Below are 11792 nucleotides of genomic sequence, written 5' to 3'. Positions count from 1 at the left end.
TCAGCTGGTGCGATCTGTTGTTGTAGCCCGGTCAGCGCAGCGCCACCGGGAAAACATATGGCATCGGGGCCTGCGTTCCCGGAGGCGACGCGTTGCGCCTGTCCGGGCTACCTGATCGCTCCTGCCCCAGGCGTTACTTGGTTACCCGGTCATACCAGACCATATCGGCGTTAAGGCCCTGCTGATAGCCTTTGACGTTATCGCGGACCACAATCTGGGTTTTACCCTGATCGATAAATACGTAAGGCGAACTGCGCTGCAGCTCTTCCTGCATTTTTTTATACAAATCCAGGCGTTTAGCGGAATCCGGTTCGGCTACTGCCGCCAGGGTCGCTTTATTCAGCTCCGGGATCTGCCAGCCGTTAAGACCGGCGACGGTACTGGATTTTCCATCGTTGTAGGCAAAGGCGCTGGCGTTAGAGTGGGCGTCGAAATAGTCCGGGATCCACAGACGAATCGCCGCCTGGTGCTGCTTTGCGCGCACGCGGGCATACACCTGGCTACCGGCGGCCGGCAGCAGATCCACCTTCACGCCGCCCTGGGCAAAGCTTGCCTGCATAGACTGGGCGATGGTGATAAAGGGCGGCTTATTCTCCACATCAAGGGTGAAATGCGCATCTTTGATGCCCGCTTTGGCGAGGATCGCTTTGGCTTTTGCCGGATCGAATTTAAACGGGTTATTGTCCAGCGCGCCCGGCAGGCCGACCGGCAGGAAGCTCTGGTGGACGAAATACTGGCCCTTCAGCAGGTCTTTAGTAATGCCGTCGTAATCTACCAGCCAGCGTGCTGCTTCCCAGAAGGCCGGGTTTTTCAGCAGTGGGTTAGCGTTGTTGGCGGTGTTGAAGGCCAGGTAGTTCTGCTCGGCGGAAGGGATGCTCAGCACCTGTACGCCGGGTTTGCCTTGCAGGGCCGCAATCTGATCGGCGCCGAGGTCGCGCGCCACATCGGCATCACCCTGCTGAATGAGCAGGCGACGAGAGGCCGGGTCGGGCACGTTTTTAATAATGATGCTTTTCAGCTTCGGCGCACCGGTTGGCGTGCTGTCGTTAGCTTCCAGCACAATGGCCTGATGTGGCTGATAGACCCGCATTTTATATGCGCCGCTGCCCGCCGAGTGCATTTTCAGCCAGCCGTTACCGAAGTCATTATCTTTGGCGTTCGGCGCGATCAGCTTCTCATCGACGATAGAGGCGATCGGCGTGGAAAGAATATTCAGCGCCACCGCCGGGCTGACGTCGGCGGTCCAGTGGAGCTCCAGCGTGTGGTCATCCACTTTTTTCAACTGAGTGGCGATGTTATCTGGCTGCCAGCCGAGAACGTTGAGAATAAACGCCGGGGACTTGTTAAGCGTCACCGCGCGAGTGTAGGAGAAAATGACATCTTCCGGGCGCAACGGGTTGCCGGAGGCGAATTTCGCATCGGGCTTGAGCTTGATGGTCAGCGTTTTTGCCGCCGGATCTGCCTGCCAGCTTTCGGCCAGAATTGGCGTGATTTTTTCAGGGTTATCGCGGTCCGGCTGTACCAGGCGCTGATAGAGGCTCGGTACCGTCTGGATGCTGGAAAGCTCGTTGGCTTCCGCCGGATCAAGGCTGACAATATCATCAAGGCCCTGCGCGACCACCAGAGTACCAGGCGGCGTGGCGGCGTGAACGGCGGCGGATAATGCGGTCAGTATCAACAGCGGCAGCAGTTTTTTAGTCATGAGCGATCCCTGAAAAGCGTTATTGTGATTATTGATGTTTCGCTACGTTAGGCCGCTTAATCCAAGGCGTAAAGTCAAAATGCGGATAAGGTTATGCTTAAAAAGCATAACCAATGCCAATGGGTTATTAAGAATAATTGTGCCGGCTCTATTTCGGTAATTCTGGCTTCTTGATATAACAAAACACTAACAATAGTTGAGGGTAGAAGCGTGCCGGAAATCAATGAGTTTGGTCAGCAGGTCAACGATCGCGTCCCTGGATGGCATGGGGCGGATACTCTGCAACGGACGGCGTTAAAGGGTCGCTTTTGTCGACTGGAACCGCTGGATGCCAGCCGACACGCGGTGGATCTGTTCACTGCCTATTCCCCTGGTGACGAGAGCGACTGGACCTGGCTTGCCAGCACGCGTCCGCAGAGCGTTGAGTCAACGGCGAGCTGGATTACCGGCAAGGTCATGGACGACGGATTGGTGCCGTATGCGGTTATTGATCTGCATTCCGAGCGGGCAGTTGGGTTGGTGAGCTATATGGCGATTGATCGGGCGATGGGTTCCGTGGAGATTGGGCACGTCACCTGGTCAAGGGCGATGAAAAATACACCGCTCGGTACCGAGGCGGTCTGGCTACTGCTGAAAAATGGCTTTGCCCATGGCTATCGTCGGCTGGAGTGGAAATGTGATTCGATGAATATCGCCTCTCGCCGCGCTGCCGACCGACTGGGATTTACCTGGGAAGGGCGTCTTCGCCAGAAGTTGGTGCGTAAAGAGCGAACCCGCGATAGCGATATTCTGTCAATTATCGACAGCGAATGGCCCGCGTGTGATGCGGTTATACGGGCGTGGCTGGCGGTGGAGAATTTTGATGATGAAGGTCGGCAAGTGAAGCGACTGGAAGATTTTCGCTAACGTAAATAGCCTCTTTGAGTTTTCCACTTCTTAAACGTTTTCTGAAAAATAATTTTGGCTGGTTAAATATACAGTGATACGAGCAGGGAAGGGTATGATGGCGATGGGTGCCTGAGGCTTTCTGAGTTCAGGCTTATTAGGTGAGGATTCAGAAAGACGAAGCCCCAGGAGATGTTCCCATCAACCTGAGGCCTACAATCCAAACCTAGCAGTTGGATAGTAGCCTCTTCTTCGCATGGAGGCAACGAGATGCTGACAAAATACGCCCTGGTGGCGATCGTGGTGCTGTGTCTGACAGCGCTGGGATTTACGTTAATGGTACGCGACTCGCTGTGCGAGTTGAGTATCAAAGAACGTAGTATGGAGTTTAAGGCCGTTCTCGCTTACGAAACGAAGAAGTAGCCGGTATGCGGGGAGCAATCCCCGCCTATCCGCAGGCTGGGTAAGGAACCTTAAGGCACCTTTTTTCTGCTGATGGGGAGCAGGATGGACGGCGAGAGAAAATCGACCGGTTAAAAGCAATAGCGCCGCCACCCCGCATAATTTTTAGCGCAGAGTATTAACGTCGACCACGTCCATGCCTGCATTTTTCGCTGCTTCAATCCCAAAACGGGAATCTTCAAAAACGAGACAGCGTTCAGGCTGCACATGAAGCTCGCTGGCGCACAATAAGAACGTGTCGGCGGCGGGCTTGTGATTTTTAACCCGGTCGGCGGAGACGATAGCGGCAAAGCGCTGGGTTAAATTAAAGCGGTTAAGCAGTATGTCCACAGTGCTACGTTCGCTACCGGTTCCCAGCGCCAGCGGTTTTTTATCCTGCCACGCCAGTAAAATGTCCATTGCCGGTAGAACCCGGATTTCCGCCGTCTGTAGCAATTTTTCAATGGCCTGCTTTTTGCGATCGGCCAGTAAGAACGGATCGGCAGTTAATCCTTTTAAGGCGACAACCTGGCTGGCGACCTGCCAGGGGGCTGAGCCATTAAACGGGATGAGTTCTTCTTCAGTAATCACGATATTTTCAGCGGCGAATACGCTTAACCAGGCCTGGCGGTGCAAAGGTTCGGTGTCAAAAAGCGTTCCGTCCATATCAAAAATAAGGCCGTGATAGTGGCTATACATAATTGTTGCCCGTTTGCTGAGATCGTCATTAAGGCGGGAGAATGCGGGGGAGGGTTCCCCGCATTCTTGCACGCAAAGTTGGTTTTACCAGCAGACAAAACCGCCATCGACCACCAGATCAACGCCAGTGCAGAATGATGCGGCATCGCTGGCGAGGAACAGTGCTGGCCCGGCCATCTCTTCAACTTTCGCCATGCGCTGAATCGGCGTCTGGCTTTCAAACTCGCGGGTTTGGTGGACCATTTCAGGTCGGGTGTTCATTGGTGTAGCGGTATATCCCGGACTGATCGAGTTAACGCGGATCCCTTTGCCAACCCACTCCATAGCGAGGCTTTTCGATAAGTGAATAACACCGGCTTTGGAGCAGTTGTAATGGGCCTGATCGAGGCCCCGGTTAACGATAATACCGGACATGGAGGCGATATTAATGATGGAGCCGCCGCCGAATTCCTGCATCAGTTCAGCCTCTGCTTTACAGGAGTTCCATACGCCAGTGAGGTTAATATCGATAACCCGTTGCCATTGTTCTGTTTCCATCTCCAGCGCTGGATTAGCATTGGCGATACCCGCAGCGTTAACGGCGACATCAAGACGGCCAAAGCGGCTTTTGGCCAGCGCGACACCTGCGCGTAAGTCGCTGAGCTGGCGCACATCACCAGTGTAAAAACAGGCCTGCCCGCCAATCGCTTCAATGTTTTTAACGGTTTCTGCAAGGCCGCCGTCTTCGCGGAGATCAAAGCAGACTACCCGAGCGCCTGCGCTGGCGAGTCCGTAAGCAATCATCTGGCCGATGCCGCTGCCCGCGCCTGTCACAAACGCTACGCGGTCCTGCAGATTAAACAACTGTTGAGCAAAATCTTTTGCGATCATAGTTATTACTCTCTTAAAAATATTCCGTCGCATGCCGGGGTCTACCCGGAGGCGGCGCGTTGCGCCTGTCCGGGCTACGGGGCTTGTGCCGTCGGGTAGCCCGGACAGGTGCGCAGCACCGCCTCCGGGACATGATTTGTGTAGCCTGACCTGAGGAATGTCAGGCTGGCGGCATTACGACATAATCAGGCCGCCATCAATATTGATGGTCTGCCCGGTGAGATAGCGTGCATCGTCGGACGCCAGGAACGCCACCAGTCCGGCAACGTCTTCCGGTTTGCCCGCGCGCTTCATCGGAATGCCTTCGACCCACTCCGCCATCAGCTCACCCTTGCCGTAGCGTTTCTGCTCGGTGCTGAGGACTTCGCCCCATACGCGGTCGTTGTAATCCCACATCTCGCTTTCAATAATGCCCGGACAGAAGGCGTTGACGGTGATATTCCACGGAGCAAGTTCGTGAGCCAGGCTCTGGGTAATACCAATAACGCCCATTTTGCTGGCCGCATAATGCGGGGTGTAAATAAAGCCCTGACGACCCTGGCCGGAAGAGGTGTTAATCAGGCTGCCGTGATTTTGTTTCACCATATACTTGGCAGCTTCACGGCAGCACAGCCAAACTCCGGTAGTGTTAACGGCCAGCACTTTTTCAAAGTCAGCTTTCGGCATGCGATCGTAATAATCGATGGTGATCACGCCTGCGTTCTGGATAGAGACATCAATCGTACCGAAGCGCGCTGCCGCCTGCTCATACAGCGATTGCACCTGTGCTTCATCGGTCACATCGACCTGCAACGACAGGATGTCGGCCTGATAGCGCTGGCGTAAGGTTTCCGCCGTTTCGTGAACGCGCTCGGCGTTGGAGACCATCACCAGATTTGCGCCGTCACGAGCAAAGCGCTCAGCAATACCAGCACCAATTCCGCGGCATGCGCCAGTGATAACAACCGTTTTGTTTTGGAAATTTCTTTGCATTTTTTCTTCCCTTGTATAGGCCGGACACAAATGCGTCCGGTGGGGTAATGAAGACGTTATTAGCTGGTGGCTCCTGCCGCTGCCAGCTTCTCCTCATGGCGACGCATCAGGATGACTTTGTTCTGTAGTTTCTGCTGGAACTGGTCGACGACGACGGCGGTGACGATAACCACGCCCTTGATGACCATTTGCCAGAAATCGCTGACTCCCATCATCACCATGCCGTCGGCAAGGAAGACGATAACGAAAGCACCAATAATTGAACCCGTTACCCGACCACGACCGCCCGCCAACGCGGTTCCGCCGAGTACGGTGGCACCGATAGCGTCCATTTCGAACATATTGCCGGTCATTGGATGCGCGGTTTGCAGCTGCGACGCGACGATCAGGCCAACGAATGCGGAGCAAAGGCCGGAGAAGGCGTACACGAAGACCTTCGCTTTCACGATAGGCACACCGGCCAGGCGGGCTGCTGATTCGTTGCCGCCAATAGCGTAGATATAGCGACCCAGTGGGGTTTTGGTGGTCAGCCAGAAGCCCAGCAGCAGGAACGCGATCATCAGCCAGATTGGCAGATACACGCCCAGCAGCGTACCGGACCCCAGGGTGGCAAAACCGGTGTTGCCCAGCGCTTCCATGCCGTTAAGGTTGGGGTAGGTGCTACCGTCGTTGAACAGCAAAGCTGAACCCCTGGCGACATACATCATGCCCAGCGTGCAGATAAAAGGAGCGACACCGAAGCGGGTAATCACGGCACCGTTAATGAAGCCGACAATGACACCGAAAATAGCGACGCACAGGATGACTTCAGGCACGTTGAAGAAGATAACGCTGCCGTTCCATAAGGGCAGGCCGTTGGTTAATAACGCCCCCGCGACCATGCCGCAGATCCCGGCGACGGCGCCGACGGAAAGGTCAATCCCTCCGGTCAGGATAACCAGCGTCATGCCGATGGCCAGCAGGCCGGTGATGGCCACGTGCTGAGTCATAATCAGCAGGTTAGATGTGGTCAGGAAATTTGGTACCATCACGCTGAAGAATGCAATAACCAGCAGCAGAGCGATAAACGTTCTGGCCTTCAGCAGGTACATATAAATCATATATTTCTGGTTCATGATGGGTTCCAGCCTGATTAATCTTGAGGTGTTGAAGCCGCGATTAATTTTTCGCGGGTAACCGCATGACGCGGTAAATCGGCGGTAATACGGCCATCGGCCATCACCAGGATGCGATCCGCCAGCGCCATCACTTCATCCAGTTCTGATGAAGAGAACATCACTGCCAGACCCTGTTGGGCCATTTTGCCAATCAGGTGATAAACGTCGGTTTTAGCGCCGACATCAATGCCGCGAGTCGGCTCATCGAGAAACACAACCTCCGGCTTTGTCATCAATGCTTTGCCGAGCACTACTTTTTGTTGGTTACCACCGCTTAAAGAGGTAATTGGCAGCTCGGGGTCGCTAACCTTGATAGCCAGTTCGCGAATCATCTCTTTGACGCAGGTGATTTCCTTCTGCGGATTCAGCCACTTCCACGCGCGGCGAAAACCCTGCAGACTAAAATCAGATAAGGTCATATTCGATTGAATCGACATCATCTGCACCACGCCTTCGCCCTGTCTGTCTTCAGGGACAAGCGCCAGCCCTTTTTTTAACCGTGCCTGGAACTGCGACTTTTCAATATTTTCGCCATTGAGCTGCACGCTACCGTTCTGGCAAGGCATCAGACCGACCAGACCCTTGAATAGCTCCGTACGTCCTGCGCCGAGCAGGCCGTAGATGCCGATCACTTCCCCTTTACTTAAGGTGAAGGTCACGTCGTTGAGCTTATAGCCTCCGCTGGGATGCAGCGCTGTCAAACCTTCAACGGCAAGTACTGCTTCGCCTTTTGGTGCGGGCTGGTAGTCGAAATGCTTTTTCTTATCGCCGACCATTTGTTCGATGATCCATGGAATACTGGCATCACTAACCTCGCGCTCGCTGATAAAGCGCCCGTCGCGAAAAATGGTAATGTGATCGCCAATTTCCATCAGTTCTTCCAGACGATGGGAAATATAAATAATGGTGACGCCGCGACGTTTAAGCTGCTCAATGACGTTAAACAGGATTTTGACTTCCGACTGGCTGAGTGCGGAAGTGGGTTCGTCCATGATTAATACGCGAGTATCCTTTGAAAGCGCTCGCGCAATTTCGACCATCTGTTGATGGCCGATACCTAACTCGCCAAGTTGCGTATAAGGGTCGACATTGAGTTCCAGCCTTTCCAGTAATTTTTTGGCTAACTCATATTGATATTTTTCGTTGATTTTCCCTTTCTGAAAGAACTCGTTGGCCATGAAAATATTATCCATGACGTTCATGTTCGGAAATAAATTCAATTCCTGAAAAATAATACTAATGCCGTGTTTTTCTGCCTGATGGGTAGAGCCAAGCGTAACCGGAGTACCATCAAGAATAATTTGACCAGATGACGGGGTTTCAACGCCAGCAAGCATTTTCATCATGGTGGATTTACCCGCACCATTTTCACCGATCAGAACGTTTACTTTATTTCGATAGACCCGGTAATTCACGTTATCTAAGGCAATAACCCCCGGATAAACACGCGATAATTCACGGGTTTCGATAATAACTTCAGATTCGACTGGTTGGGGAGTGACGAGTTCTTGCCGCTGCATGTTATTGTCCTCCCAAACGAACAATTTTCGCTGGCGTAATATCAGGAACGGTTTGTGGAATATCCCAGGCTGAGAATACGCCATAAATCTGGGCCGTTTCTCCCGTTTTAACTTGTGCTGCTTCGATCATTTTTACCGCATGTTCGTTAATTGCCCGACCATACTCACCAAACAGAACCTGGTCGTTAAAGTCCTGATAGCTGGCACCTTGATAGCCGTCGCGTAATAGCGTACCGCGCAGCGTTGGGCCAATTTGCACGACAATATTGCTGCCGCTGGTATCCTGAATGGTCATTTTTCCGCTGCGGGAAGCAGAATCAATTTTGCTGATATTACCTTCAACTTTGACGTAAAAAACGCACGGGTTTTCGTCCTGAGCGCGATAGCCTAACGTTTTGCAAGCGCTGTCGAAATCTTTCGCCGCGCGCAGGGCGGTCATTAATTCGGCGACGGGACGAGCCTTGGCTACGACCTGTGGAACAACCTGGTCTTGCCATGTTTTATCAATACTCGTCATGTGCGGATTGGGCGGGGATTTAAGATCGGCCAGTTCCTGCTGAGAGACGATACGGCAGCCTCCAAGGGCAAGAACGGCCAGCGCCAGCCAGGTTTTTTTAAACATAATACTCTCCTATGCGCCCCCGAAGGGGCGCAACAACCCGAACTCAGGACTTGATATTGAAGTCCTGAACTTTGTCTGCATTGTCTTGAGTGATCAGAATCCCGCGGAACATCACGCGCTGCTTCGCTGGCTTTTCACCTTTTTGCAGGTAGTTATCCAGATCGGTCACGCCCTGAGCGGCGATAGCCTGGGCCTGGAGCATCACCGTCGCCTGCAGGGTTCCGGCTTTCACCGCATCGCGTTCGTCGTTGCTGCCATCGATACCAACAACCACGACATCGGTGCGATTGGCGGCTTTCAGCGCGGCAATGGCGCCAAGAGCGACAGGACCGTTACCGCAAATTACGCCCTTCACGTCAGGGTGTGCTTGCAGAATACTGTCCATAATGCGTTTGCCGTCGATCAACGTCCCTTTGGCATCTTGCTTCGCCACGCTGACCATATCCGGGTATTGGTCAATAACCTGGTGGAAAGATTTAGAGCGGGTAACGCAGTTATTATCCGCAAGGTTACAGGTCAGTTCGGCATATTTTCCTTTCTCCGCCATTTTCTCAACAAATACGTTGGCGACCTCAGAACCGGCCTGGAAGTTATTATGGGTAATCTGCTCAAGTGCGACGTCATCGACAGGGATTTCGCGGTTGATTAAGACTACTGGAATACCGGCTTTTTTGGCTTTTTCAATCGCTGCAACGCTGGCGGTTGAATCGGCGTTATCCAGAATAATGCCCTGAACTTTTTTACCGATAGCGGTATCGATCAGTTCATTCTGTTTTTTGACATCTTCGCCATGCGACAGAATAGTGGTTTGATATCCGAGTTCTTTAGCTTTCTCGCTGGCACCTTTGGCTTCAGAAGCGTAATACGGATTATCCAGCGAGTTTACCATGATCATGATGGTGCCTTTTTCTGCCGCGTGGGCAGCAAAAGAAAAGGCGGTCAGGGTAGCGGCTGTTAAAAGCGTTAAACGTAATTTCATGACAATTTTCTCTCTTGGTTGTTATTGTCGGGTACGGTGAAACAACGTAAGGCCTGAAAATAAAGTTTATGGGCCGGGGGTCTCCTTTTGTTGATGATTAAGGTTCGTCACACACGAGATTCCCTGGTGGGCGTCAGGCGGACGTTGCCGGTTTCCATAATGTTCTGTTCACCGCATGGCGCCATTCCTGCCATCTTTTCTGCAGGCGCTGGTGGCGGGCCATATCGGGGATAAATTCGCTATGTTCGGTTAAGAAGGCTTTCAGGTCGGTTACCGAGCCTGGGTTCAGGGCTTTGCGGGCGAGCAGGGCTGCGCCAATTGCCGAGAGTTCGGCAACATCGCTACGCATCACCGGGCATCCCAGCAGGTCGGCCTGATACTGCATTAACCAGTCGTTTTTAGTCGGGCCGCCATCGACCATTAATGCCGCCAGGTGGAAGTCATCCTGTTGACGCATGGCGACAACGACATCGGCGATTTGATAGGTAATGGACTCCAGCGCGGCGCGAATCAGATGCGCGCGTTTGACGCCACGGCTCAGGCCGCAAATCACGCCTCGGGCGCTGTCATCCCACCACGGTGCGCCAAGGCCGGTTAAGGCTGGCACAAAATAGACGCCCAGCGTAGAGTCCACGGAGGCGGGTAGGGTGTTGAGCTCATGAGCCAACTCGGCATCGGAAAGCTCGCTTAGGCCGGTGCTGTCGGCCATCCACGCCACGGCATCGCCGGTGTGGGGAATATTACCTTCTAGTCCGTAGGTGATGCTGTCGCCGTCGTGCCAGGCGATGGTGGTGGCCAGTGCGTCGATATCGCACTGTGCGGATTTTACCGGCGCCATCACTGATGACCCCGTGCCGTAGGTGGCTTTAACGCAGCCCAGTTCACCAAGCGCGTGACCAAACAGCGCGGCGTGGGAATCACCCACCATCGCCATCACCGGGATACCGTCAGGGATATTGTTCAGCCCTCGGGTATAGCCAAATAATCCGCTGGAAGGTTTAATTTCCGGCAGTGCGGCGCGAGGGATTTGGAACAGCGCCAGCATCTCATCATCCCACTGTCCGGTTTGCAGATTCAGCAACTGGGTGCGTGCAGCATTGGAGTGATCGCAATGGAACGCTTCGCCCTGGGTTAAATTCCACAGCAGCCAGCTGTCGATGGTGCCGAGGCAGATTTCTCCGCGTTCAGCCAACATGCGGCCTTCAGGAATGGACTCCAGCAGCCAGCGCATTTTCGAGGCAGAGAACAGGGGCGCAATCGGCAAGCCGGTAGTCGTTTTGATTAGCTGCTCTTTGTTGTCATGGCGCAGTTCATCACAAAACGCGGCGCTGCGGGTACATTGCCATGTGATGGCTGCATTGATAGGTTTACCGCTCTGGCGGTACCAGCCGATAGCGGTCTCGCGCTGGTTGCTGATGGCCAATGCGGCGATGTTCTCTGCACCCACGTGTTCAACCGCTTTAGCGATAACGTCCAGTGAGGCTTCAACCAGAACCTCTCCTGACTGCTCGACCCAGCCGTCGCGCGGCGTTTGAATTGCCAGCGGCTGCGAGAATTTCACTACCACGTCACCGCGGCTATCGAGTACGACGGCTTTGGCGTTAGTGGTGCCTTCGTCCAGTGCAATGATGAACTCTTTACGTGTTGCCTGCATTAGGTAGTCTCCTGAGTCACACTTCGTCCTGTCGCGGAGGGGGAAGGATACACACTTCTCTTTATCGCATTGCTTCCTGGCAGGCCATGATGTGACAATTCGGTTTCACTTTTTTAATCACTGAATATATATTCGATGGTGATTATTTATTTGATACCTTAGCCAGAAACTTCCCGTCGGGCTACAGGAAAAGTTATCAATTGTGCTGGCAATCACACTTATCCGTTTGGAGGAGCATCTGGCGGTGAGTGAAAAAGAGTGAAGATTAATTCATTTATCGTATTGAAATAT

At 53.4% G+C, this 11792-nt stretch carries 11 protein-coding genes; 2 read left to right on the top strand and 9 right to left on the bottom strand.

Annotation, left to right across the window (positions count from 1 at the left end):
• Window positions 1-133: 133 nt before the first annotated feature.
• On the bottom strand, window positions 134-1702 hold the full coding sequence (locus tag DA718_RS20585) for an ABC transporter substrate-binding protein (protein ID WP_112217262.1): 1569 nt from the start codon (window positions 1700-1702) through the stop codon (window positions 134-136).
• Between the two features lie 210 nt (window positions 1703-1912).
• Here DA718_RS20585 and DA718_RS20580 point away from each other — a divergent pair, with 210 nt between their 5' ends.
• Complete coding sequence (locus DA718_RS20580; protein ID WP_112217261.1) at window positions 1913-2608, top strand: GNAT family N-acetyltransferase; 696 nt, start codon at window positions 1913-1915, stop codon at window positions 2606-2608.
• A gap of 249 nt (window positions 2609-2857) precedes the next feature.
• Window positions 2858-3010: a Hok/Gef family protein gene (locus DA718_RS20575; RefSeq protein WP_112217260.1), complete on the top strand. Its 153-nt coding sequence runs from the start codon at window positions 2858-2860 to the stop codon at window positions 3008-3010.
• A gap of 144 nt (window positions 3011-3154) precedes the next feature.
• Here DA718_RS20575 and DA718_RS20570 read toward each other — a convergent pair whose 3' ends face one another.
• The 8 genes from DA718_RS20570 to DA718_RS20535 all read right to left on the bottom strand — a co-directional run bounded on the left by DA718_RS20570 (window position 3155) and on the right by DA718_RS20535 (window position 11501).
• Window positions 3155-3727 carry a beta-phosphoglucomutase family hydrolase gene (locus DA718_RS20570; protein WP_112217259.1) on the bottom strand — a complete coding sequence of 191 codons (573 nt, stop codon included), beginning with the start codon at window positions 3725-3727 and terminating at the stop codon, window positions 3155-3157.
• An 84-nt stretch (window positions 3728-3811) separates the two neighbouring features.
• Window positions 3812-4597, bottom strand: coding sequence for an SDR family oxidoreductase (locus DA718_RS20565; RefSeq protein ID WP_112217258.1), 786 nt, complete (start codon window positions 4595-4597; stop codon window positions 3812-3814).
• Window positions 4598-4771: 174 nt separating this feature from the next.
• Window positions 4772-5569 carry an SDR family oxidoreductase gene (locus DA718_RS20560; RefSeq protein WP_112217257.1) on the bottom strand — a complete coding sequence of 266 codons (798 nt, stop codon included), beginning with the start codon at window positions 5567-5569 and terminating at the stop codon, window positions 4772-4774.
• 59 nt (window positions 5570-5628) lie between these two features.
• Complete coding sequence (locus DA718_RS20555; protein WP_112217256.1) at window positions 5629-6684, bottom strand: ABC transporter permease; 1056 nt, start codon at window positions 6682-6684, stop codon at window positions 5629-5631.
• A gap of 17 nt (window positions 6685-6701) precedes the next feature.
• Window positions 6702-8246: a sugar ABC transporter ATP-binding protein gene (locus DA718_RS20550; protein ID WP_112217255.1), complete on the bottom strand. Its 1545-nt coding sequence runs from the start codon at window positions 8244-8246 to the stop codon at window positions 6702-6704.
• A 1-nt stretch (window position 8247) separates the two neighbouring features.
• Complete coding sequence (locus DA718_RS20545; protein ID WP_112217254.1) at window positions 8248-8868, bottom strand: DUF2291 family protein; 621 nt, start codon at window positions 8866-8868, stop codon at window positions 8248-8250.
• Window positions 8869-8911: 43 nt separating this feature from the next.
• Window positions 8912-9847, bottom strand: coding sequence for a D-ribose ABC transporter substrate-binding protein (locus DA718_RS20540; RefSeq protein ID WP_112217253.1), 936 nt, complete (start codon window positions 9845-9847; stop codon window positions 8912-8914).
• 133 nt (window positions 9848-9980) lie between these two features.
• Window positions 9981-11501 carry an FGGY family carbohydrate kinase gene (locus DA718_RS20535; RefSeq protein WP_112217252.1) on the bottom strand — a complete coding sequence of 507 codons (1521 nt, stop codon included), beginning with the start codon at window positions 11499-11501 and terminating at the stop codon, window positions 9981-9983.
• Window positions 11502-11792: the final 291 nt, after the last annotated feature.

It is taken from the genome of Klebsiella huaxiensis (genome assembly GCF_003261575.2).
Lineage (GTDB): Bacteria > Pseudomonadota > Gammaproteobacteria > Enterobacterales > Enterobacteriaceae > Klebsiella > Klebsiella huaxiensis.
Note: the sequence above shows the minus strand (reverse complement) of the source record. Positions and strands in the feature narration are given on the sequence as shown.

Coding starts and splice junctions, on each gene's coding strand:
- DA718_RS20585 (WP_112217262.1), bottom strand. CDS start 1,702: ATGACTAAAAAACTGCTGCCGCTGTTGATACTGACCGCATTATCCGCC.
- DA718_RS20575 (WP_112217260.1), top strand. CDS start 2,858: ATGCTGACAAAATACGCCCTGGTGGCGATCGTGGTGCTGTGTCTGACA.
- DA718_RS20570 (WP_112217259.1), bottom strand. CDS start 3,727: ATGTATAGCCACTATCACGGCCTTATTTTTGATATGGACGGAACGCTT.
- DA718_RS20565 (WP_112217258.1), bottom strand. CDS start 4,597: ATGATCGCAAAAGATTTTGCTCAACAGTTGTTTAATCTGCAGGACCGC.
- DA718_RS20560 (WP_112217257.1), bottom strand. CDS start 5,569: ATGCAAAGAAATTTCCAAAACAAAACGGTTGTTATCACTGGCGCATGC.
- DA718_RS20555 (WP_112217256.1), bottom strand. CDS start 6,684: ATGAACCAGAAATATATGATTTATATGTACCTGCTGAAGGCCAGAACG.
- DA718_RS20550 (WP_112217255.1), bottom strand. CDS start 8,246: ATGCAGCGGCAAGAACTCGTCACTCCCCAACCAGTCGAATCTGAAGTT.
- DA718_RS20545 (WP_112217254.1), bottom strand. CDS start 8,868: ATGTTTAAAAAAACCTGGCTGGCGCTGGCCGTTCTTGCCCTTGGAGGC.
- DA718_RS20540 (WP_112217253.1), bottom strand. CDS start 9,847: ATGAAATTACGTTTAACGCTTTTAACAGCCGCTACCCTGACCGCCTTT.
- DA718_RS20535 (WP_112217252.1), bottom strand. CDS start 11,501: ATGCAGGCAACACGTAAAGAGTTCATCATTGCACTGGACGAAGGCACC.